Genomic DNA, 23,167 nt, shown 5'->3' with positions numbered 1-23,167 from the left:
AAAAGGAAAGAACTACGGAATGGGATGAAACAAGATGTTTGAAGAACTGCGCACCTTTGTGGCGGTGGCGGAGACGAAAAGCTTCACCAAAGCTGCTAAAAAGCTTTCCTTTTCTCAGCCGACCGTCAGCCAGCAGGTAAAACGGATGGAAATTTTCTTTAACGGCGCAACCCTTCTGAACCGCTCCTCCTACGGCGCGAACGTGGAATTGACCCCGGAGGGGGAGCTTGTCTATGAGCGCTGCGTGGAGATCCTCGCGCTCGTGGACGCGACGGTGCGCGAAGTGTTGCCTCATAAGGGGAAAACGCTTGAACAGCTGCACGTCGGCGCCAGCCGCACGGTCGGGGATCACCTGCTCCCGGCAGTGCTGCGCGCCTTCTCGGACGCTTGCCCCGCGGCGGTCATCAGTGTCACCATCGGCAACACCCGGCAGGTCTGCGACTGGCTGCGCGGCGGCGAAATCGACATTGGCCTCATTGAAGGCCGCAACATGTATTACGATTTTGAACGGGCGGACTTTTACACCGATCAGCTCATTTTGGTCGCCGCCCCGTCCCTGGCAGCCGGGATCACCTCGTTCAACCCCGCAAAGCTTGGCGAGCTGCCCTGGATCACCCGGGAATCCGGTTCCGGCACCCGGCAGTATCAAAGGGATTTTCTCACCTCCAGCCAGATCAAGGTCTCAAGCCAGATCGAATGCAACTCCAACACCGCCAATGCCGAACTTGCGCGGCAGGGCCTTGGTGTGACGCTCATCTCGGAAAGCGCGGTCCGCCATGAGCTTGATTCCGGCACACTGGTCGCGCTCCCGATGGAAAAACCCTGCTCCCGCAAATTTTCCTATATCCTGAACGGCAGGGACCCTACCGATCCTCTGCTGTCCCAGCTGATCCGGATTCTCAGATCTTTGGAAAGCCAAACCGCCGGCTGACCGCCGGCGGTTTTTTGGATTCGTTTTCTGAATAGGGGAATTCAAAATGCCCATCGCAAATTGTACCGAAAGGGCTTGATTCTTTCCCGGGAGGGATTATAATAGGGGCGAACAAAAGAAAAAGGGGTCTTTACAAATGGAAAAAAGCAGAGTCGGCATCTCCGCGCAAAAGCATCGGGACGGTTATAACTGCTGTCAGGCGGTCGTCTGCACCTACAGCGATCTTCTGGGAATGGATGAGATCACCGCTTTCCGCGCTTCCGAAGGCTTTGGGCTCGGCATAGCCGGCATGTATGAAACCTGCGGCAGCGTCTGCGCCATGGTGCTGCTTGCCGGGCTCAAAAACAGTGACGCGAATCTCGAAAAACCCGCCTCTAAATTCTCCACCTTTGAACTCGGGCGCAAAATGGCGGATCGGTTTTCCGAAATGAACACCACCACCCTCTGTAAAACCCTGCGCGGCACCGATGGGAAAACCGATCGCCTGCGCAGCTGCCGCGGCTGTGTGATCGACTGCGCCAAAATTGTGGAGGACACCCTTTTCCCCGGCCGGTTTGAGGTATATGACGGCCCCAACGAATAGCGCTTTTCTGGACGGCACCCCAGCCGGGCGGCGGAAATTTTCCGCCGCTCATTTTTATGCCTGCAGCCTGGGGCAGAGCAATCTGCCCGGCCGCCTTGCAAAAAACGCAACTACCCGGTGACGCTGCGCAGGGGCCGCCTGATGGGAACAGCCGAAACAGTTCTCCGGAAGAAAAAAAGAAAGTTTCTTAAAAAATACAAAAAAGGCGCGCGGCCAGTCCGCGCGCCTTTTTTGTATCCGGATACGCAAGAATTTTTTGGGAAAAAATAGAAAGATAAACCAAATATTAACCCTAAAACTTGGATTATGAACTTCCTGCAAACAAATGGCCAGACCTGATGACAGGCGAAAATCGTGGCGCTATACTTTATAATTGTTGTTTTATGCCTTTCAGCAAATTCATGGCACATGATTGGGAGGGAGTTCAATGGCGGTAATCCTGATTGTGGATGACGATCCGAAAATTCGAAAACTGGAAGACATTTACCTGCGATCGGAGGGGTTTGACACCCTTTTTGCGGGCGATGGGATCCAGGCGCTCGGCATACTCGAAAAAAATCGGGTGGATCTGATCGTCGCGGACATCCTCATGCCAAATATGGATGGAGAAAATCTTGTGCGTTTGCTGCGCAAACATCATCTGAACATACCTGTCCTGGTCGTCACCTCAAAGTCCACTTTTGACGACAAACGAAAACTGTTCGCGGTCGGCGCAGACGATTACCTGATCAAACCGGTGGATCTGGAGGAGCTGGTCATGCGAATCCGCGCGATCCTGCGCCGCTGCAACATCAGCTGTGAAAAGCAGCTGCGCATCGGGGACGTCGTGCTCGATTATGCCAGCCTGGAGCTGCGAAACGGCAAAGGCGTCTGTACGCTTCCGCAGAAGGAATTCTATCTGCTGTTCCTGCTGCTCTCCTATCCTGGGCGCATCTTTACCCGCCAGGAACTGATGGACGAGGTTTGGGGTGTCGATACTGACACCAACCCCCGCACAGTCGACGTACATATTAACCGGCTGCGCGAACGCTTCACCGGAGATTCCCCCTTCACAATCGATACCGTGCGCGGACTCGGATATAAAGCAGTCATAAAGGCTGAGCGCCTATGAAAAAACAATATTTTCTAAAGGTCATTGTACTTCTCCTGGCGGCATTTATTGCTTCAGGCATCGTCACGATCATCTGGTCACATTGCATGTGGAAAGGATATTATGAGCATGCAATCGAAATCCCCGCGGACCGCCTGCTTGATCACATCTCGGACATGCTCGTCTGTGAAGGCGGAAAGGATGCCGCTTCACAAATCTTTCCCGATGGGCAGGAGGAATGCCTGATCCTGGAGTCCCTGTCCGAAGAAAATCTCACCGAAGCACAGCTTCAAGAACTGATCGAAACCGGTTCGGTGACCATTTTCGAGCGTGTACCCGGGATGGCTCTTACCGTGACGCAATATCGCCGTGTGGACACAGGCGGATATATCCGTCTGCGCATCCATTCGCCCGAACTGGAACGCGGGTTTATGAAATCTGTCCTGACACTGTTCACCATCTGTCTTTTGATTGGCATCGCCGCAATCCTGCTGGTTATCCGGCACATTCTGCTTCCCGCCGCCCGCCTGAGCCGCGCGGCGCACAAGGTTGCCGAAGGAGATTTCAGCGTGCGCGTGCCGGAATTGCCGGGGAACGGCGGAATGAGCCTGTTTGTCCGGGATTTCAATCTCATGGTTGGCAAAATCGAAAACACCACCATCCTGCACAAAAACTTTATGTCGGTCTTTTCACATGAGTTCAAAGCCCCGCTGGCAGCGATCAGCGGGTATGCAAAACTGCTGGAAAAACATATCCACACCGAACAGGAACCGCTCTATATCCAGGCAATCAACATGGAACTGCAGCAGGTGACCGAAACGGTTGACAATATTCTTCTGGTTCGCAGTCTGGACCGCAAGCCCTCGCCCGAAATGCTGGAAGAAGTGGACATCTCCGAACAGATCCGCCGGGTGTTTGTGTCCATGGAGCCGCGATGGACGGAAAAGGAGCTGTCGCTCGATCTCAATCTGGAAAAGGTGCCGGTGACCGGCCACAGATGGATGCTGGAACATGTCTGGAGTAACCTGATTGACAATGCGATCAAATTTTCCCCGCAGGGCGGCAGGATCGAGGTGCGTGTATTCCAGGCAAACGGGCATTCGGTCGTCACCATCCGCAACGGCGGGGACCCCATCCCTCCGCAGCAGCTTGAGCGGATTTTCGAGCGGTTCTTCCGGGCAGGGAATGGCCGGGAGGTACGCGGCCATGGGTTGGGAATGTCAATTGTTCAGCAGATCGTGCAGCTGCACGACGGAAATGTGACCGTGGAAAGCAGCACGGATACAGGGACCGTCTTCACCGTGACCTTATGATACTGTAAAAAAAACGGGGCGCCATTCGGAAGATTGGCGCTTCGTTTTTTCCTCCACCGACCCATAACTTAACTTCCATATTTTCATCATAAAATCATCATCATTTGTGCATATTTCCAGAAATATTCTGTGTAATATGCTAAAATTGCCACTTCAATTGGTGCATTTCACAAGAAAGGTTACAAAACGGTAACAAACACAATTGACCAAAATTTCCCGCAAAGCTATAATTTTTAACATCAGGGATACAACTGGAGAGGTGACCCTGAGCAAAATGCGCAAATTTCAAATATTTTTTCTAGGAGGAGATTCCCAATGAAAAAGGTACTTGCACTGGTTCTGGCGCTTGCTACCGTCATGAGCATGGGCGTTGTCGCTTTTGCGGCTGATCAGGCGCTTGCTCTGACTGATGGCGAAGGAGACGTCGATGCTTATGATTCGGTTTTTATGAAAGACAGCACCACTAATCTAGAGAATGGAACTAACACACTTGAAAGCCTGCCGGACAAAACCTATTATTTTGTCGTTCCGACCACAACCGGTACTGCTATCACCAACAAAGAGTTCGGTGATGACGACCTGTTCAAATTCAAGTATAAGAAGACCGAGAACGGCAAATACATCAAATCGATCAAACTGGTCGACAAAGCAGTTGTTCCAGGGAATTCAAATCGTGTCACTGCGATCGAGGTTAAACTCGTCGACGATATGACCGACAACGAGTATAAGATCAGCTTTGAAGCTTCCTTCTCTTCCAAGACGGATTGGGATGATGCTCATCCTGCCGCCAAGGATATCACTGTCAACATGCCTGAGTTCACCATCTGGATGAGCAACGATGTTGACACCACCGATGACAGCGACGAGATGGCTGGCACCGGCGGCAAAATGATCAAGCCGGTTAAGAACGAAGAGAACACCATCACCTGGGAAGACGAGAACGATACGCTCGCAGTCCTGACCTTCAACGCTGATTCCGATGTTGCGAAGTACTTCCCGAAACTCTCCACCAAGTGGGACAACGTGAAGTATGCTGAGCTCTTCAACGATCAGGACGCTTTCGTCCGTCAGTGGGTTGGTACTCCGGAGATTTCCTCCACCTCCCGTGCGGTTCTCGAACTGGTCGTTCCTTACGTTGACGAAGATGGCGATCTGACTGTTGACGAAGATGCGATCATCGTTTACGAAGAGACCGAAGATGGCGAGCTCATCGACATCACCGACAAGGGCTCCTTCGACTACAATGACGACGACGAGTATGTCTTCACCATGAAGACCCGCCGCCTGGGCACCTATATCTTCGCTGAAGCTCCGGTTGCGGATGCTGACGCTGACGATGAAGTCCCGGCTGACGAAGTTGTCGACGCTGACAAAGTCAACCCCGGCACTGGCTTCTAATTAACTGATTCAAACCGGAAAGAACGGATGACTCTCCACATCCGTTCTTTCCCGAACATTTTAAAAGGGAATTTCCAAAAAGCGGAAGTCCGGGGTATTGGAGGATACCCTTGACGATAAATTGATCAAAACTATTTTTCTAGGAGGAATTTCCAATGAAAAAGATTCTTTCGGGAATCCTGGCCGCTGCGATGGTCATGAGCTTTGCTTCCGTCGCTGCTCTGGCTGCGAGCGATATCAACATTTCAAAAGTATACGATGATGATGATGAGAATGTAACCGCTGACTATACTCTTGGTAAGGAGATTGACGGCGACGGCATTATTCCGAATCAGACTTTGTATTTTATCATTGATGACGGTGATGTCAATGTTACTGGAAGTCGTGTAGCATCGACTGATGATCTCAAAGATGATGATATGTTCAAATTCGACTATGACAAAGATACCAATGGCAAGATGATCAAATCCATCAAACTGCTGACCGACAAGAAAGTGGCTGGCGAGGCTCGTGCAGACCTCGTGATAGAAATCGTTCTTGCTGACACCACTACCACCGATGAAATCCACACCGATGGTGAAATCACTTTCACCGCGAAGAAGGATTCCACCGATGACAAGATCAAAGATGATGTTAGTGGAAATGCTACTTTTTTGGAAGATGACGAGATCGTGATCCCGTATTCTTTCTGGATCAACAACGAAAAAACCGAGAATGACGACAACCCGGATTCCGGCGACCGCGTTTACTTCGATCCTGACGACAACGACACCAATACCCTGATCTGGGGCGACGACCGTGCCGCTCTGAAGTTCGAAGCTGACGACGATGCTTCCAAATTCTATGCCCGTCTGTCCACCAGCACCGACCGCACCCTGTACGCTGAGTACGGCGATCCGGTTGACGCTGACCTGTGGTTCTATGACTTCGTCACCAACCCGACCATCCCGTCGACCTCCCGCGCGACCCTGACCCTTGGCATTCCGTGGGACGAAGATGATGACGATTATATTCCGGATCCGGAAAGCTGCTTCATCTACGAGAAAGATGCTGACGGCAACCTGACCGATGTCACCGACAAGTTCACCTTCTCCGAAGATGACGAAGAGATCCCTGGCTGGTCCATGAAGACCCGCGTCCTGGGCACCTACGTCCTCTCCGACACTGAGCTCGACATCGAAGCGATCAACGCTGACGATGAGGATGACGACGATGCAGCTGCCGATGTCACCACCCCTGACGGCGGCAAAGACATCCCGCAGACCGGTTCCAGCGACATGGTTAACGTAGCGGTTGTTGCCGCTGTTGTTTCTCTGACTGCTGCTGGCGCTGTCGCGTTCAAGAAAAGCTCCAAATAATTAAGATCCTGCCTTAATAAGAAAACCCGCCGGTTGCCTCCACAACCGGCGGGTTTCTTTTTGCTGCAATTTATTCGGCATGCACCGCACTTTTTTCCGGCAGGTTCCAGACGAATTTATAGCCGACACTGCGCACAGTGACAATATGCCGTCCAGCCCAACCCAGTTTGCTGCGCAGAGCTTTCACATGGCTGTCCACCGTGCGTTCCTCCCCTGCGTAATTCCATCCCCACGCATGATTGAGGATTTGGACGCGGGAAAGCGCAAGATTCGGATTCTTTGCAAAGTAGTAGAGCAGCTCGAATTCCTTTGGCGTAAGATCAAGCTGTACACCGTCCAATTCCACCACATGCTCCGCCAGACTGATTCGCAGCTCATCAAAAATCAGCTCCGGCGCGGGCAGCGCATCCGCCCGGCGCAAAAGAGACTTTGCATGCGCAATGATAATCTGGTCACTCACCGGGCGGCGCAGACAATCGTCCGCGCCGTTGTCGAGAATTTCCAGTTCGGTACGGTCGTCGGTCGCGTCGGTGATGACAAGGATCGGCGCATCGGTGAGTTCCCGCATCCGTTTGAATTGTTCAGCACGGTCTCCGCGATATCCTGCCGCGTCCAGGATGATGAGCGACACTTTCTGTCCCTCCAGGTAATGATGAACCTGTGAGGCTGTCGAGGCATTCAACACCTGCCATCCTTCATCATAAATCCGTTGAATGAGCCGCACACGGTGCTGCCGGGCGGTTTCCGCATTTCTGACATTCGTTTCGTTCTGGGCAAATAGTACCATTGGAACCATCCGTGTTTTCCTCCCTGTTGTCAGCCGGGCCGGATCGAAGCCCGTTCATAAAAAATGTCCGGATTCTCAACCGTTTCCACATGAATCCATAACACAATTTGCATATGCACACATTATAATATAAATAACATTTAGGGGTCGGCATTGCCGATGGGCTTAAATGCTCATGAGCCTCGGATTCCTCATCCGGGCACATGCCTCCTGTAAATCAGTTTAAAAGCAAAAACTCTCCAACAAAAAAACCGCTGTGGCGGTTTTTTTGTTTTCCGCCCCAATTCGGCACTCTATGGCATTATTATACAATTTCCGTTTAAATCCAATGTTAATTCCCACGTGGCAAATGTAAATTTTCTGCCGATAAATCGAAACGAGCCCCCCAGATGGGAGGCTCGTTTTCAGTCAGTCAAAATATGCGGCCGTGTTGCCGGCTACTTTTTTCAGCAGCTCATAGAAAACAGCCTGCTCGATCCCGGTGAGGCCCGAAGTCATCTGGGCCACCCATCGTTCCCCCACCTGCTCGAGAAAAGGATAAATTTTATACGCCTTGCCGGTTGGACAGATGTCAAAAGACCGGCAGTCATCCGCGTTGACCCTGCGGGTGATATAACCTTGCGCTTCCAGGCGCGAAAGCATCTTGGCAACGGTGCTTTTGTCCATATCAAGCAGCTCGCCCAAACGGCTCTGCGGCAGGCCTTGAGTCTCGCAGACAATCATGATGAATGGCGCCTGCCCGCCGGTGATTCCGACCGAAGCGAACTGTTCATTGAGATACATCTGGGTTTTACGCTGCACCACCGAAATCAGCTTCAGCAGATCCTGTTCCGGGAATTCCAACATCCTGTCCACCTCCGGTTCTAACAGTTTCAATTGCAACTTTTATATTACCTTGTGCAATTTGCATTGTCAATGAATTTCTTCAAATTTTTGGCTTGACAAATAAATTTTAATTCCATAGAATAGTAAATGTGCTGAATTGACGCGATAAAAAATGCTCCAACTTCCGCTGATTTGGTTGCATTTCCAACATTTATTAGGGAGGAATACATATGAACGAAAACACTGCCCAACCTGCGGAGAATAAAATGGGCGTTATGCCGGTGGGAAAACTGCTCATTTCCATGTCCCTGCCGATGGTCATTTCCATGCTGGTACAGGCGCTTTACAACATCGTGGACAGCATGTTCGTGGCACAGCTGAGCGAAAACGCGCTCACCGCCGTGTCGCTCGCGTTTCCCGCGCAAAGCCTGATGATTGCTGTTGGCACCGGTACCGGTGTCGGCATCAATGCGCTGCTCTCAAAAAGCCTTGGGGAAAAGAACTTCCATCTTGCCAATAAAACCGCTGTCAACGGCATTTTCCTGGCCGGGCTCAGTTTCATCGTTTTTGCGTTTCTGGGGATCTTCTGCACCCGTACCTTCTTTCTGATGCAGACCGATATTCTTGAGATCGTGGTCGAAGGCACCAGCTATCTCACCATCTGCTGTGTCTGCTCATTCGGGATATTTGGTCAAATCGTTTTTGAAAAGCTGCTTCAGTCGACCGGCCGGACTTTCTATACGATGATTACCCAGGGAACCGGCGCCATCATCAATATTATCCTTGATCCAATTATGATCTTCGGGCTTTTGGGATTTCCAAAGCTTGGCGTGGCCGGCGCGGCGGTCGCCACTGTGACCGGTCAGATCGTCGCTTTCATCCTCGCAGTCTATTTTAACTGCAAAAAGAACGAGGAGCTCGACCTGCGGGCAAAAAATTTCCGTCCAGACAGCGCTGTCATCGGAAAAATTTACGCAGTTGGCGTGCCTTCGATCATCATGGCCTCCATCGGTTCTGTGATGACCTTCGGAATGAACAAAATCCTCATCGCGTTCACTTCGACCGCCACGGCAGTGTTCGGAGTCTATTTCAAACTTCAGAGCTTTATCTTCATGCCGATTTTCGGGCTCAATAACGGTATGGTTCCGATCCTTTCCTATAATTTCGGCGCGCGCAAACCTGACCGGATGGCCAAAACCTTCCTGTTAAGCGCCTGCTATGCGGTTGGGATCATGTTTTTGGGGGTGGCTGCCTTTTGGCTCTTCACGCCGCAGCTTCTTTCGATCTTCAACGCCTCCGAAACAATGATCGCCATTGGCGTGCCTGCTTTGCGGATCATCAGCCTGAGCTTCGTCTTCGCGGGCTTCTGTATCTGTTCGCTGTCGGTTTGTCAGGCGCTTGGGCATGGCTTTTTGAGCCTTTCAGTCTCGGTTGTGCGCCAGCTGATCATCCTGCTGCCCTCCGCATGGCTGCTCGCCAAGTTCGGCGGGCTGGAGGCGGTGTGGTGGTCGTTCCCACTCGCTGAAATCTTCTCGGTCGCGCTCTGCGCCGTTTATATGGCCTACCTCTACAAAAAGGAGATCAAACCCCTGCGCGAACTGTCCGAACAAAGCGAATAGGGGCTCTTTCCCCCGCCGCGATCCCGGCGGGGGATTTTTTGTGTCCAAAATCAATAAAGTGCGGGAAAAGCCGTCTTTTCAAGGGGATTGTCTATCACCAAAAGATCCCGGAGCTAATATGATAGTACAAAACCTGAAAGGAGATGGAGAATCTTGAACGCTTCATCTGATAACATGGACGATTATTCCATGTGGAGCCGGTCGTCCGTCCCGGGCAGCATGCTTCCGAACCCCGGCGAAGGCGGGCCTGTTGCAGCTCCAGGCGGCGGCATCCCCGGAAACCTGCTGCCAAATCCCGGCGAGGGTGGGCCTGTTTTCCCCGGCAGCGCAAATACGCCGGGCAACATGCTTCCGAATCCCGGCGAGGGCGGGCCTGTTTTCCCCGGCGGTGAAAACGTCCCGGTCATCCCCCTGCCAAACCCCGGCGAGGGTGGACCGGTCGCACCAGGGGATACCTTCCCCGTATTTCCGCAGCCCAATCCCCCGTGCTTTTTCTGTAACACCGGCAAACGCAACGGACAGGTGCGGTTCCTGAACGCGGCCTATGGATACCGGCCGTTCCGAGTCTACATCAACAACCGTTACATCGCGGGCGGGCTTGGCTTTGCGTCGCTCACTCCGTACGGCAGGGTGGCCAGCGGCTTCCAGACCATCACCGTAACCGGCTCAAACGGATATGTCTATCTGCAGAAATCCATGCCTTTCCGCTCGGACGACGCCAGCACCATTGCCATCATCAACTCGGCCAGCGGGCTGGATTTGATGCAGATTTCCGACTCGCCCTGCCTCAAACTGCCCGGCATGTCCTGTTTCCGGGTCTGCAATCTCGCGTACAGCTCGAATCCGCTTGACATACTCCTCGCGGATGGCCGCGTGGTCTATTCCGACGTGCGCTTCAAGGAAGTGACCTCTTTCAAACGGGTACGCCGCGGGTCTTATGAGTTCTACATCACCGAAACCAGCCTGCGCCCGACTCCGCGTTTCGAGGATATCGAAACGCTTTCCTCCAACATAGCGACCCTTGAAATGCCGGAAGTGCTCGTCTCCTTCTATGTGGACGTACGGCCAAACGCGATGTATACCGTCTACATCCTCAGCCGGGACAGCTCTCCCGAAGCGCTTCAGACAATGGTCGTCGAGGACCGCTGACCCGCCCTCTCCAGTTGCCTGTACATCAGGCGCCCGGCCCACCGGCCGGGCGCTTTTTCGTTCCTGGATCCGCCTTCCGGCCTTACAGCGCGCGGCGTTCCACCAACTTTGTCCACACCTGCCTGCCCAGCGTTTGGTCAGCGCGGAAAAGGTAGCCGATGACACAGCTTTGCATTTCAGGTGAAGCCTGCCGCAAATCGGCGGCCAGGTTTTCGGCCAACTGTTCCCACCGCGTTCCAGGCGCTTTTTCCTCCTCCCGCACACAGGGTGGCTCCAGGACAGACTCCTTCGGAACGGCCTCACAGACGGCAGCTTCCTGCACCGCATTCCCCATCCGAAAAGCCTCTGTCACCGGTTCCGTCTCGGAGATAGGTTCCGTCTCGGGGATGGGTTCCGCCTCGGGGATAGGTTCCGTCTCGAGGATGGGTTCCGCCTCGGGGATGGGTTCCGTCTCGACGATGGGTTCCGTCTCGAGGATGGGTTCCGCCTCCGCGGGCGGTTCTTTTGTCGCGGGCCGTGCCCGGCGCTGCATCTGCAAAAGCATCTGGTTGTATCTGTGCACCTGTTCTTCATAAGTTTCCTGTGTAAACATGAATTTCCCAGCTCCTTTTTCACAGTTATTTCGCACTTTCCACTTTCATTCTATGATTTTTAACCCGTGAATGTGCTATTTCGGCACAGAAACACGCATAGCAGCGCGTTTGCTCCATATAATACCTGCGAAAAGAGGTGTTCCTTTCATGCAGATCTATGATTTCACCGTCCAGTCGATCGATGGGAGACCAGTCCCGCTTGCGGAATTTTGCGGTAAGGTGCTGCTGATTGTCAATACGGCCAGCAAATGCGGCTTCACACCCCAGTACGCGGAGCTCGAGATGCTTTACACAAAATGGAAGGGCAAGGGGTTTGAGGTGCTGGGTTTCCCATGTAACCAGTTCCTGGACCAGGAGCCGGACAGCAACGAAAGTATCCAGGCCTTCTGTCAGAAAAACTATGGCGTGACCTTCCCGATGTTCGCCAAAATTGATGTGAATGGCCCGAATGCCAGCCCGCTCTACGACTACCTACGTGCGCAAGAGCCCTTCGGAGGCTTTGATCTTTCCCACCCGATCGGAAAAAAGCTGGATGAAATCCTTTCCGAAGGCGGAAAAAACTACCAAACCGGCAACGATATCAAATGGAATTTTACCAAATTCCTGGTGGATCAGACCGGCCGGGTAGTGAAGCGTTACGAGCCCACCGCCGACCTGTCGGTGATCGACCATGAGATTGCCCGTCTGTTAAATTAAGACAAAAAACACCCCGCGGCCGGCGCGCAAGCCGGATGCGGGGTGTTTTTCATCATTCAAACAGGCTCAGCTGCTTGCCGCCGGATGGATTTTTCACCGGCGACGCCTTGCCTTTTTGCAGGCATCCCTGCGGAATCTCCGTGAAAAACGGCGACGGCTCGCCAGGCATAAGCAAGGTTAATTCGTCCTGGGCGCGGGTCATACCAACATAGAAGAGCCTACGTTCCTCCTCCAGATCGACGCTGCGGCCAGGGGCGTCGAGCGGGAGCACCCCTTTTTTCACGCCGCAGAGGAATACGACCGGAAACTCAAGCCCCTTCGCGCCGTGCAGCGTCAGAAGCGAAACCGCGTCGGAGAGGTAGCTTTTGCCGCCGCTGCGGATGAGATCACCCTCCCCGCCAAACGCAAGGTTCTGCAAAAACGAAGCCATGCCGTCATGACAGACCGCTATGCCGAGCAGCTTCTCCATTGCCGGGGAGCCAGAGAGTTCCCGCTCCGAAATCCAGCGTTCGAGCAGCTTCTGTGGTTTTTCCCGTTCCATAAGCGGCTGAAAAATTTCCGCAAGCGCCTTGAATTTTTCCGGCTGCTGTTTTGCCGCAAGCCGGTGAAGGGGCGCTGTACCCGGATCGGACAGCGCGCGGAAAAACTGGACGGCTTCCCGCACGTCCGGGTCAGTAAGCAGCTTGTCCCGGCCAGTCACAGTATAGGGGATACCTTCGATGCGCAGGCATTTTTCCAGCACTTCCGTCTGCCTGTGGGTACGGTAGAGCACCGCGATGTCCGAAAATCCCCGTGCGCAGCCGGCTTCCCGACGCTCCTGCGCGTCGAGCATATCGATACCGCCGACCAGGCGGTTGATTTCTTTGGCGATGAAGATCGCTTCGGAATATTCGTCAGCGGCAAAAAGCGCCCGTACAGGCGCGCCGGATGAGCGAAACGCCTCAAGCGAACGCGCTTCGCCGCCGTTATGCGCGATAAGCGGCAGAGCGCAACCGATCACTTCCGGCGTCGAACGGTAGTTACGCAGGAGGCGGATCTGCCGGAGATGCGGCAAATCCTGCGCAAGCCGGGCAAAACAGCGCGCGTCCGAGCCTCGAAAGCCATAGATCGACTGGTCCGGATCTCCAATCACAAAGAGGCTTTCGCCCGCCCGGCTCCATGCCTGTACCAAACGGTACTGCAAATCGTTGATATCCTGAAACTCGTCCACCAGCAGGTGGGTAAAACCGCGCAGGGCGGATTCTTTCCGATTTTGCGGTTCAAAGCGTTCGAGCGTTTCCAACAGCAGGTCATCAAAATCGCGCGCGCCGTAATCCGCGAGTTTTTCGCAGTAGCGAAGATAGGCCTCCTGCGGGAGCTTTTCCTCCGCTTCATCGGGCGGCGCGCCGTTTTTGCGGCGCGAAACCTCCTGGAGCAGTTTTTTTGCCGAGATCCGAAGCCCGCATTCCCGCACCGTTTCCTCCGCGACAAACAGCGCTTCGGATTCGTCCGCCAGCATCACCACATCGTCTAAAAGCCGCATACAGACCGCGTGGAAGGTTCCGATCCGCATGGCGCGCGCGGCGCGTTTTCCAATCTGTTTTTCCAGCCGTTCGCGCATCTCGCCGGCTGCCTTATTGGTAAAAGTTACAGCGGTGATCTCGGCGGGTTTCACACCGCGCTCCTGCACCAGATATGCAATGCGCGCGACCAGTGTTTTGGTTTTTCCGGTGCCTGGCCCGGCCACGACCGCCACCGCCGCTTCTTCGGCGATGACCGCAGCTTTTTGCTCATCATTGAGCCCCGCCAGCGGGCCCCTCTCCTCCGTTTGCGGCCCTTCCCGCGTCCCGGCCGGAGCCGGGCTGGATTTTGCCGCACGCCGCGCAGGGGCCTTTCGGGCCGGTTTTTCATCCGGCGAGGCGCCAAACAGGCTTATCTGACCGGAAATCCGGTCGATCTCTTCGGCGGTGAGCAGCTGGATCTTCCCATATTCACCGTCAAAGCCGGGGACGCGTTCCACTTCGCCGGCCCGCATCCGGCGCACACCCTCGGCGATGAGCGGCCCGGCTTCCCGGACGATCTCATCAAGCGGCGCCTCCCGCAGAATGTAAAACTCCGGGCCGAGCTTTCCAAGAAGCTCCAGATACCGCGCCTGCACCCGCACGCCGGCCGGTGACATGCCGAGCGACGAACCGATCACCTCCGGCAGCGGCACCAAACTTTCAAACGGTTTTCGTCCCTGCGGCAGGAATCCTTCCGGCCGGTCGGCAAGCTGCTGCACCCGGTGCCACACACCCGTCGTGAGCTTTTTGCCGCAGACCGGGCAGCGACCCTCCAGCTCCTCCGCTTCGGAGGGAGAAAGGCAAATTCCGCAGTTTCGATGGCCGTCGCAGTGGTACTTTCCCTCCTCCGGGAAGAATTCGATCGTGCCCGCAAAACCGCCGTTCCCGGCGATCGCCCCCGCCAAAGCGGGATAGGAAAGCTCCGTATCCAAAAGGTTCGCCTCCCGGCCAAGTTTGGCCGGGGAGTGTGCGTCCGAATTTGAAACGAGTGTAAACCGGTCAAGCGCCGAAAGCCGCCAGTTCATCGGCGGGTCGGAGGAAAGCCCGGTTTCAACCGCATGGATGTGAGGCGTAAGATCCTCGAAACACTCCTCGATCGTATCGAATCCCGAAAACGCTCCAAAAAGCGAAAAATGCGGCGTCCAGATATGCGCGGGAATAAAAACCGCATCCGGACAGCATTCGAGAGTGATCTCCAGAAGATCGCGGCTGTCAAGCCCCAGGATCGGCCTTCCGTCCGAGTGGACATTGCCGATCGCCTCGAGCTTTTTTGCAAGCTCCTGCGCCGATTCCAGGCTCGGCAGCAGGATTACATTGTGCACCTTGCGCACCCGGCCGTTCTTTTTATAGATCGAGCTGATCTCCCCGGAAAGGACAAACCGCGGGCTTTTTTCCCCGCCCGTCAACTGGTCCGGCAGGCGGAAATTTGCTTTCAGGCGGTAAAGCCCGTCTTCAGCGGGTTCGAGTTTCTCCCGAAGTTCTTCCCGCCAGGCTGGGTGGGTGAAATCGCCGGTGCCGATGAGGTCGATCCCCTTGCGGCGCGCCCACAGATCGAGATATTCCGGAACGCATTCCCGACTGGTCGCGCGCGAATATTTTGAATGAATATGCAGATCAGCAATATACATGCCCGTTCCCCCGGTTTTCGTAGGATACCTTCATTTTAGACTTTTTGCGGTAGGGTTGCAAGCCTTGTAATCCTCCAAAACGCGCGAAATCGAGCTCGGTGGAAGAATAAAAGCCGGGAACCCGCCGTCAAGCGGCGGGTTCCCGGCTTTTATTTTCTTTCGGGATATGCAGGGGAAGCCCGGAACCGTTCACGCCCACGCCGACGACATATTCGTCCACGCGTTCGTCAAACAGAATTTGGGGCGTATAGCGCTTTGCGTCGCCATTCTGGTCATATGCGATGATGCAGCGGACATCCGGAGAATCATACGCCCAGATCTGATACACATAGGGCGGCGCGACAAGCATCAACGTATCGCCGTCGAGCAGCACCGCCCGCGCAAACCGCGTAAGCCGTTCGCCGTTCACGATCCCGCCGTCCACATAACCGGCCCAATCCTGCCCGGCAAGAAACTGCGGGAAGCCCGGCCCAATCTGTGAAAGCGCGCCGGCGGCCTCCCGCGCGGCGGTGGGATTTGCAAGGCCGGCGCCACCGCCGCCGGTGCCCATGCTCTTGATGCGGTAACGGTCAAGGTCTTCGCGTATCGCGCGCACTTCGAGATAACAGTCGGTCCAGACGCCGGGCGACGGATTTTCGCCGTTCGCACTCATGAACCGATCCGGCTGCGCCGACGTGATATCGTAAGAAATTCCCACACAGAACTCGTCTCGGTCGCCCGCTACGAGCCGCGCCTCCCGAATGGTAAATTCCAGAATGCGGGAAGCGTCCACGATATCCGGGTTCATGTAGCATTGCTGGTAATTCTCAAAGAGCTGCCGTCCGATCTCCACCGGGTCCTGTGCCCCAGTCGTAAAGGTCAGCGACCTTTCCGCAAATACACGGTTCTGTGTCTGCATGAAATCCACAAGCGCCTGCATCGTTTCGCCGCCGTCCGCGGGCAGATAGCACCGCTCGTGGCCGCCGGTCAGAATCGGATCGAACAGGCTGAGGCAATAGTTTCCATCCGGAGCGGCATAGAGCCGCAACTTCGCGCCGTTCTGATACCCCTCGATGGCAACGCTCGCGAGCTGATCAAACAGCCGGAAATCCTCATCCGGGTAAGCCGCGTCCATCCGAACGCTTGCGAGCAGCTCTTGCGCCCGCGCAATGTCGTTTCGATAGACCAGGTCGCCAATCGTGTATTCCGCCCGGTCGGCCGGTTCGAGATAGAAGCGCGGGACGGTCCTCTGCTCGGACGCGATCTGCTGCAAAAAAGCATTCGCCTCATCGGGCGAAAACGGCGGCGCGGCCGGATTTTCGCGCATAGACGCCTCCAGCCCGAACAGGAAATCCGCGCACCAGCTGTCATCCAGCGGGAAGGTGTAAACCATATCCGCGTCTTCATATCCGATCACGCCGACCGCGTTTTTGCCGGCGTAAAAATGAAGCGCAGTGTGGGAATAGCCTGCAAACTGGTAGAGATAGCATTCGAGCGCTCGGTATTCCGGCTCGCCGTCCGGGAAAGCTTCGGTCAGCGGCTGCACACGTTCCGGACGCGCGGCCGCGATCCCATCCATCACATAGTGGCAGACGGACGATTCCACCGTGACTGGGAAACTGTAATCCGCCGCCTCTGAGCCGTTATGCAACCCCACCGTCTCGACGCCCCAAATGTCCGGCAGGCGAAGGCCGCCTTCCAGCGCCCGCTCACCGCTCATCAGCTCATCAAGCGGCCGCATCACCCAGGAGCTTGCCGCGTCTTCCTTATATTCCACCGTCACCCGCACGCCCGCCACCGGGCTTGGGATTTCGGTTTCCAGCGGGTTTTTCGCCATAACGTATTTTTCATATTCCTCGAACCGCTCCTCTGGGATCAGGTTGACATAGCCGGACGCAAGCGCGCCCACATCGTCCCGGACGGAAAGGTCCGCTTCGGTCTCAACGAGGCAGCAGACCATATAGCGGTAGCTGCCGCCCATATTTTCCGCACCCTCCAGATTGCGCCAGGCGGTCACAACTTGGCCCTGAAAGCTGCTCTCGTCAAGATACCGTTCGACGATCGGCACCACCTGTCCAGCCAGCGCGGCAAAGGGATCGTCTTTTTTATCTTCCGCCGTTTCGGTGTAGTATTGCTGGATCAGCGCGTCATCATCCGAATAGATCACATCCGGATCATATCCGTGCCCGCCTGAGCCCGGGAATTCGGAAAGGGCATACTGTTCGACCAGCTTTTCGAACTCCGTTTTCGGGATCTCACAGAACTTCACAAAGTTCACGATGTTCACATCCGCGCCGGAAATATTGTGTTCAGGGCCGTCGGAATATTCCCGCAGAAAGGCGTCTATTTTGTCCTGTCCGACGTACTGAATGAGCCGGTTGTCGATTACATGATAGGCGCCGGTGTGTACCGGGCATCCATCGCTGCCAAACCGCGGGAACTCGGTCATTCGCACGCCGTCGGTGATCGCTGTGATCCGCTCGTCGTCCCAGCCTCGCCGCAGAAGATCGCCGATCTGTTCATCCGAAAGGCAACGCTTATAGGCCTGCCAGCGGAACGCTTCGGCCTCTGCTTCGGTTTTGGCCCAGACCCGGCCGTCCGGGAAAAAACGGATTGTCCAACCATCCATAACCGGCCCGCCCGCCTCCTTGACCAGCCCCGCGTCGAGAGATCCCTCGATAAGGCCATCCGCCTCGAGCGGCTCGATATAGGTTTTGCCCAGTTCCCAGACGTAGTTCTCGCTCTCCGTGTCAAGGGCGTGCCAGCTCATCTCGCTGTCCGCGCCCATCCGGATGCTTCCGCTCACATGCAGATAGAGTTTATGTCCCGCCGGAAGCTTTTCCGGGACGGTGAAGCGCAGCTCGCCCGCCGCCGGGTCATAGGCGACCGAGCCGGCAAAGGCCCGCATCGTCCCGGCGGAGTCCGGCCCGCCGCGCTGGTTCTGCCTGCCTGGCCTTTGGCTGGCCGGCAGCGGCCCGCGCCGGTTCCGGCACGGGCGAAGCAGGCGCGGCCTCTGTGGGAGCGGTAAACGTTGGCGGCGTCTGCCGGGCGGCCGGCGCCAAAACTGCTGGAGCAACCGGAATCGTCACCGGTGGTTCGGGAAGCGTGAAATTCCATGGGATGAGCAGCCGCACCGCCAGCAGCAGCCATGCCCAATACCGCCATTTCGCGGGATAGCGGCGGCCGAGCAGCGGCGAAAGAACCAGCAGCAGCCCAATGAGCGCCGATGTCGTCAGGGATACCAATAGGAGCGTTTCAAAAAGGTTCTTCACCATTTGGGGTCCTCCTTCGTGGCGTCGTCGATAAAGCTGCGCAGCTCAGCCAGATCTTCTTCGGTGATTGCCCGGCCGTTATAGAGGGACGATACAAACGTTTTGAGCGAGTTGCCGCACAGCCGTTCCAGGAAAGATTTGCTCTCTTTCTGCAAGTACTCCTCCTCCCGCACCAGAGCGGTATAGAGGTTGCTGCGGCCCTGCTTTTTGCAGGAAAGAAATCCCCGCTCGCACAGCCGGGAGAGAAAGCCCAGCGTTGTGGGCAGCACCCAAGTCTGTCTTCCTTTGAGCTGCTCCTGAATATAGGACGAGGAAACCGGCTTTCCCGCTTTCCAAATGATCATCATAACCTCCAGCTCCGCGTCCGGGAGTTTTTTTAATGTTTCACTCATTTTGTATCCCCCACTTATTAGTCAATTGTCTAAATTCAATTTTATTTTACACTTGTCTAATAAAATTGTCAATCGCTTCCCCGCACTTTCCCAATAAAAAACGGCGGCATTTCCGCCACCGTTTTTTCCTGTTTTGGTTATGGCTGCCTGCCAATATAGGCAAGGATTCCGCCGTCCACATAAAGGATCTGCCCATTGACAAAATTTGAAGCCTCCGACGCGAGGAACACCGCCGGCCCGGTCAGGTCATCCACCGTGCCCCAGCGTTCGGCCGGCGTCTTCGCAATGATGAACGCGTCGAACGGATGGCGGCTGCCGTCCGGCTGCCGCTCGCGCAGCGGCGCGGTCTGGGTGGTTGCAATATATCCGGGGCCCAGGCCGTTGCACTGGATGTTCCGGTTCCCGTATTCCGCGCAGATGTTGCGGGTCAGCATTTTAAGGCCGCCCTTCGCCGCCGCATAGGCCGAAACCGTTTCGCGTCCAAGCTCGCTCATCATCGAGCAGATGTTGATGATTTTTCCGTGCCCCTTTTTGATCATGCCGGGGATCACCGCCTTCGAGACGATAAACGGCGCGTTCAGGTCGAGGTCGACCACCTTGCGGAATTCCGACGCGTCCATTTCGCACATTGGCACCCGCCGGATCATCCCGGCGTTGTTCACGAGGATATCGACCGGCCCGAGATCCGTCCCGATCCGCGTGACCATCTCCCGCACTGCCGCTTCATCGGTCACATCACAGAGATAGCCCTTCGCGTCAATCCCGCGCGCATGCAGCTTACCGAGCGATTCTTCCATGTGCGCCGCGTTGTGCCCATTGAGTGCGACCCGCGCGCCCGCTTCGGAAAACGCCTGCGCAATCGCAAAGCCGATTCCGGTCGCGCCGCCAGTGACCAGCGCGACTTTTCCATCCAACCGGAAACTGTTCCTGTTCATCTGTCCACCCCCGTTCAGCGCAGCGCGTTCGGCGCCAGCACGTCCATGTCGTCAAATTCCTTATTTTCGCCCGCCATCGCCCAGATGAACGCGTAGTTGCAGGTGCCGCAGCCCGCGTGGATCGACCAGGAAGGGCTGATGATCGCCTGTTCGTTGCACATCACGACATGGCGGGTTTCACCCGGTTCGCCCATCAGATGAAAGACCACATTGTCCTCCGGGATATCAAAGTACAGGTAAACCTCCATCCGGCGTTCGTGGGTGTGGGCGGGCATCGTGTTCCAGACGCTGCCCGGTTTGAGGATGGTGCAGCCCATCGACAGCTGGCAGGTCTCGAGCACGTCCGGATGCACATACTGATTGATCGTGCGGGCGTTTGAGGTCTCCAGTGCGCCGAGGTCGCGGTGGATCGCCTTGTCGAACGGGATCGCCGTGGTCGGGCAGGGCTTGTGCGCGGGGGTGGAACAGCAATAAAACTTCGGTGGGTCGGCCGGATCGGCCGCGCGGAAGGAGACCTCCTTCGTCCGCATTGAGACATAGAGTCCCTCCAGCCGATTCAGGACGTATTCCGTCCCATCCGTGATCACAATTCCCACGCCGCCGATGTTGATGATCCCCAATTCCCGCCGTTCAAGGAAATAGTCCACCCCGAAGTTCGCCCGACAGTCAAGGTTCTGATCAAGCCGAAGCGTCCCTTTGACTGGCATAGCGCCCATCGTCACGATCCGGTCGACATGCGAATAGACCGCCGTCACGTCGTCCGGGACAAAGAGCCTTTCAATCAGGAATTCCCTGCGAATTTCCTCCGTATCATAACGTTTAAAATCTTTCTGGTTTGCAGAATAGCGGATATCCACTGCTATGCCCCCATTTTTCGCAAATTCGCGGCAGAGCCGCCTGCCCCTATTGTAAACCATCCGCGGCGGAAAGGCCAGCGGCCCTGCAAAAAAAGTGTCCCGTAGAGAAAAAAACCTCCATGCGGACGGGCCCTCAGGCCCGTCCGCATGGAGGTTTTTATTCAGTTCCAGCGTTTGCAGCGGGAGAGCAGACGCAGCGCCTCAAGCGTGTCCCGTTCCTCCGCCGCGAGCGTATCAATCCGGCGCAATAGATCGAGATATGCTTTTCCGCGCACCAGCCGGGTGCGGCGGCGCAGCTCTTCCCGGCGCTTCTGCAGCGCGGTGATTGTCTGCTGGTAACTCGCAATCAAGTCATTCAGCGGCAATAAAAAAGAGCCCCCTTTCCCTCCCGTTTTTCGGGAGGTCTGTTTGGCTCGTGGCTCTAAGGCTCCTGGCTCTCGGTGTTCACCTGAAAAAGTTCCTTACATTGTTTGCACATGTAGGTCAGATTGCGGATGACAGTATCCCTGCCAATTGGAAAAAGTTTTTTTTTGCATTTTGGGCAGATCACCCAACCCTTCTGAATCATTCCCGCTCCCCTCCTCTGCCGGCCGCAAGCGTGCGGTCATACTTTAGAATGTCCGTCTCCTTTGCAATGCAGTCGTCAAAGGGACAGCTCTCACATACCGGATGCAGCTGGCATCCGGTTCCCCCCAGGGGCAGCCGCGCTGAAGCATGTCCGGGCGTACCGCCCGCACAGGCCTCCCAAAGCGCCTCGATCAGATCTTTCGCCATTTTGCGGCATCTCCTGCCTTTCCCTGTGTTTTTTATGGGCCTGCCCGCCTCCAATACAGGATTGCAGGCGGATTTTCCCAAAAAACCTTTTGAAAATAGTTGAATTTTTTGAACTGTTCTGCTATAATAAAGCAAACAGTTCATTTAATTAAACTTTCTACCTTTATTATAGTCCATTTAAATGAACTTTTCAAGAGGATTTGTACAAATAATTCAACTTTATAACTTTTTACAAAAATGGGAGGTCTGACCTGTGTTTTACGACAGATACGTCGCGCTCTGCAGCCAACGGGGGATCAAACCCTCCGCTGCCGCCGAGCAGATGAAAATCAGCAAGACGACCGTCACCAACTGGAAGAAAAATCCGGCGGCCATTCCCAGCGGGGATGTCCTGCAAAAGGTCGCCTCCTATTTTGGGGTTACGGTCGATTCCCTGCTCGGGCGGGATGAGCCGGCCGCGGACAGCCGGCTGGAAGGCGTTTACTTTAACTTTGCAAAGGACGCACAGGACAACGGCATTGACCCGGAGGATATCCGGCTTGCCATCGAGACAATCAAACGACTGCGTGGAAAATGACGGAGGACAGGGATGAGCGAATACTGCGCCAAAGAGCTGTTATATCATAAAATAGCGGCGCTGCGGGAACGGCTCGGTCTCGGGGAGGACCAAATCCCGGACGACCTGCCGGACGCCTGCCGCAAAATCCCAAATCTGGCGCTTGAGGTGGTCTGTTTCAATACCCCCGGCCTGCGTGGGATCGCCTGCATCGGGGACGCGGATTCTAAGGATGTCATCCTTTTGAATCGCTCCGAATCCCCCAAGGAACAGAGTTTTTCCTGCGGGCACGAATTGATCCACATCACCCTTCACCGGAGCGCGAAGCGCAAGACCTGGAGCTGTTTTGACAAGGTCCGGGAAAACCAGAACCGTTTTCTGGAATGGCAGGCCAACGAAGGTTCCGCCGAGCTGCATCTGCCTTACCGGCTTCTGCTTCCCGCCATACGGGAATACCGCGGTACGCTGGACAGCTGGCGTGGTATTTCCGCAATGAAGAAGGAGCTTGCCGAACGATTTTGCGTGAGCGAAGTTGTCCTGCAGTTCCGGATCGAAAGCCTCAAATACGAGATCGAACAGTATCTGCACGACCTGCCGCTCGATGAAGTGCGCATCCTCTCCGCAAGCGGACAGGAACGGCTCGGCATCCGTATCCGTTCGCTCAACGCGGCCGAAGAGGAAGGCCGCCGCCGCGACTGCGAGGCGCTGCTGCATGAACCGCCGCCGGCGCCCGATGCCCTGCCGCTCAGCGACCGGGATCTCAGACTCCTTTCCGATTTGGAGGAGCGCTGGCTTTACGATGTGTGACGGGGATTTTTCCGCCGGACAAATAGAAAAACCGCCCCGCGGCCATTGGGCCGCGGGGCGGTTTCCTGCTTTCGTTCGGCGCTT

Annotated in this window: 22 protein-coding genes; 11 read left to right on the top strand and 11 right to left on the bottom strand. The window is 55.5% G+C overall.

The genetic code is table 11. The annotated features are described in order from the left end of the window. The first annotated feature begins 34 nt into the window (after window positions 1–34). The 6 genes from BN4275_RS10880 to BN4275_RS10855 all read left to right on the top strand — a co-directional run bounded on the left by BN4275_RS10880 (window position 35) and on the right by BN4275_RS10855 (window position 6,673). Window positions 35–931: a LysR family transcriptional regulator gene (locus tag BN4275_RS10880; RefSeq protein ID WP_066457979.1), complete on the top strand. Its 897-nt coding sequence runs from the start codon at window positions 35–37 to the stop codon at window positions 929–931. A gap of 136 nt (window positions 932–1,067) precedes the next feature. Next, window positions 1,068–1,514: a C-GCAxxG-C-C family protein gene (locus BN4275_RS10875; protein ID WP_066457978.1), complete on the top strand. Its 447-nt coding sequence runs from the start codon at window positions 1,068–1,070 to the stop codon at window positions 1,512–1,514. A 427-nt stretch (window positions 1,515–1,941) separates the two neighbouring features. Then, window positions 1,942–2,625 carry a response regulator transcription factor gene (locus tag BN4275_RS10870; RefSeq protein WP_066457972.1) on the top strand — a complete coding sequence of 228 codons (684 nt, stop codon included), beginning with the start codon at window positions 1,942–1,944 and terminating at the stop codon, window positions 2,623–2,625. After that, on the top strand, window positions 2,622–3,917 hold the full coding sequence (locus BN4275_RS10865) for a HAMP domain-containing sensor histidine kinase (protein WP_066457970.1): 1,296 nt from the start codon (window positions 2,622–2,624) through the stop codon (window positions 3,915–3,917). Before BN4275_RS10870 ends, BN4275_RS10865 begins: the two co-directional genes overlap by 4 nt. 315 nt (window positions 3,918–4,232) lie before the next feature. Next, window positions 4,233–5,315 carry a hypothetical protein gene (locus BN4275_RS10860; protein WP_066457968.1) on the top strand — a complete coding sequence of 361 codons (1,083 nt, stop codon included), beginning with the start codon at window positions 4,233–4,235 and terminating at the stop codon, window positions 5,313–5,315. A gap of 419 nt (window positions 5,316–5,734) precedes the next feature. Then, window positions 5,735–6,673 carry a hypothetical protein gene (locus BN4275_RS10855; RefSeq protein ID WP_242863636.1) on the top strand — a complete coding sequence of 313 codons (939 nt, stop codon included), beginning with the start codon at window positions 5,735–5,737 and terminating at the stop codon, window positions 6,671–6,673. 70 nt (window positions 6,674–6,743) lie between these two features. On the opposite strand, the gene BN4275_RS10850 is transcribed toward BN4275_RS10855, so the two are convergent. Then, a complete protein-coding gene (locus BN4275_RS10850) occupies window positions 6,744–7,469 on the bottom strand; it encodes a response regulator transcription factor (protein ID WP_066457963.1) in 726 nt (241 codons plus the stop codon). 399 nt (window positions 7,470–7,868) lie between these two features. Then, the gene (locus BN4275_RS10845; protein ID WP_066457960.1) at window positions 7,869–8,306 is read right to left on the bottom strand and encodes a MarR family winged helix-turn-helix transcriptional regulator; all 438 of its coding nucleotides are present in this window, start codon (window positions 8,304–8,306) and stop codon (window positions 7,869–7,871) included. A gap of 209 nt (window positions 8,307–8,515) precedes the next feature. Between BN4275_RS10845 and BN4275_RS10840 the strand changes: the two genes are divergently transcribed. Both BN4275_RS10840 and BN4275_RS10835 read left to right on the top strand, forming a co-directional pair. Next, complete coding sequence (locus tag BN4275_RS10840; RefSeq protein WP_066457957.1) at window positions 8,516–9,904, top strand: MATE family efflux transporter; 1,389 nt, start codon at window positions 8,516–8,518, stop codon at window positions 9,902–9,904. Between the two features lie 153 nt (window positions 9,905–10,057). Beyond that, window positions 10,058–11,053, top strand: coding sequence for a DUF4397 domain-containing protein (locus BN4275_RS10835; protein WP_161940198.1), 996 nt, complete (start codon window positions 10,058–10,060; stop codon window positions 11,051–11,053). Between the two features lie 82 nt (window positions 11,054–11,135). Here the strand turns inward: BN4275_RS10835 and BN4275_RS10830 are convergent, their stop codons facing one another. Further along, window positions 11,136–11,645: a hypothetical protein gene (locus BN4275_RS10830; protein WP_066457952.1), complete on the bottom strand. Its 510-nt coding sequence runs from the start codon at window positions 11,643–11,645 to the stop codon at window positions 11,136–11,138. 148 nt (window positions 11,646–11,793) lie between these two features. Here BN4275_RS10830 and BN4275_RS10825 point away from each other — a divergent pair, with 148 nt between their 5' ends. Continuing rightward, a complete protein-coding gene (locus BN4275_RS10825) occupies window positions 11,794–12,342 on the top strand; it encodes a glutathione peroxidase (protein WP_066457949.1) in 549 nt (182 codons plus the stop codon). Window positions 12,343–12,394: 52 nt separating this feature from the next. On the opposite strand, the gene BN4275_RS10820 is transcribed toward BN4275_RS10825, so the two are convergent. The 8 genes from BN4275_RS10820 to BN4275_RS10785 all read right to left on the bottom strand — a co-directional run bounded on the left by BN4275_RS10820 (window position 12,395) and on the right by BN4275_RS10785 (window position 21,720). After that, window positions 12,395–15,511 carry a UvrD-helicase domain-containing protein gene (locus BN4275_RS10820; protein WP_066457944.1) on the bottom strand — a complete coding sequence of 1,039 codons (3,117 nt, stop codon included), beginning with the start codon at window positions 15,509–15,511 and terminating at the stop codon, window positions 12,395–12,397. A gap of 127 nt (window positions 15,512–15,638) precedes the next feature. Further along, window positions 15,639–18,398, bottom strand: a complete 2,760-nt coding sequence (locus BN4275_RS10815; protein ID WP_066457942.1) for a hypothetical protein — start codon at window positions 18,396–18,398, stop codon at window positions 15,639–15,641. Further along, a complete protein-coding gene (locus tag BN4275_RS10810; RefSeq protein WP_066457939.1) occupies window positions 18,367–18,765 on the bottom strand; it encodes a hypothetical protein in 399 nt (132 codons plus the stop codon). Before BN4275_RS10810 ends, BN4275_RS10815 begins: the two co-directional genes overlap by 32 nt. Then, a complete protein-coding gene (locus BN4275_RS10805; RefSeq protein WP_066457936.1) occupies window positions 18,759–19,154 on the bottom strand; it encodes a BlaI/MecI/CopY family transcriptional regulator in 396 nt (131 codons plus the stop codon). The genes BN4275_RS10810 and BN4275_RS10805 overlap by 7 nt, the downstream gene beginning before the upstream one ends. 137 nt (window positions 19,155–19,291) lie before the next feature. Next, window positions 19,292–20,089, bottom strand: coding sequence for a gluconate 5-dehydrogenase (locus BN4275_RS10800; RefSeq protein ID WP_066457934.1), 798 nt, complete (start codon window positions 20,087–20,089; stop codon window positions 19,292–19,294). 14 nt (window positions 20,090–20,103) lie between these two features. After that, window positions 20,104–20,946, bottom strand: a complete 843-nt coding sequence (gene kduI / locus BN4275_RS10795) for a 5-dehydro-4-deoxy-D-glucuronate isomerase (RefSeq protein WP_066457931.1) — start codon at window positions 20,944–20,946, stop codon at window positions 20,104–20,106. 161 nt (window positions 20,947–21,107) lie between these two features. Then, window positions 21,108–21,311, bottom strand: coding sequence for a hypothetical protein (locus tag BN4275_RS10790; protein ID WP_066457926.1), 204 nt, complete (start codon window positions 21,309–21,311; stop codon window positions 21,108–21,110). Between the two features lie 199 nt (window positions 21,312–21,510). Continuing rightward, the gene (locus BN4275_RS10785; protein ID WP_066457925.1) at window positions 21,511–21,720 is read right to left on the bottom strand and encodes a hypothetical protein; all 210 of its coding nucleotides are present in this window, start codon (window positions 21,718–21,720) and stop codon (window positions 21,511–21,513) included. Between the two features lie 253 nt (window positions 21,721–21,973). Here BN4275_RS10785 and BN4275_RS10780 point away from each other — a divergent pair, with 253 nt between their 5' ends. Continuing rightward, window positions 21,974–22,297 carry a helix-turn-helix domain-containing protein gene (locus BN4275_RS10780; RefSeq protein WP_066457924.1) on the top strand — a complete coding sequence of 108 codons (324 nt, stop codon included), beginning with the start codon at window positions 21,974–21,976 and terminating at the stop codon, window positions 22,295–22,297. A gap of 12 nt (window positions 22,298–22,309) precedes the next feature. Continuing rightward, window positions 22,310–23,083 carry an ImmA/IrrE family metallo-endopeptidase gene (locus BN4275_RS10775; RefSeq protein ID WP_066457922.1) on the top strand — a complete coding sequence of 258 codons (774 nt, stop codon included), beginning with the start codon at window positions 22,310–22,312 and terminating at the stop codon, window positions 23,081–23,083. Window positions 23,084–23,167 lie beyond the last annotated feature (84 nt).

This window comes from Anaerotruncus rubiinfantis (assembly GCF_900078395.1).
GTDB lineage: Bacteria > Bacillota > Clostridia > Oscillospirales > Ruminococcaceae > Anaerotruncus > Anaerotruncus rubiinfantis.
The sequence above is the reverse complement of the archived record's forward strand: the minus strand, read 5'-3'. Positions and strand labels throughout refer to the sequence as shown.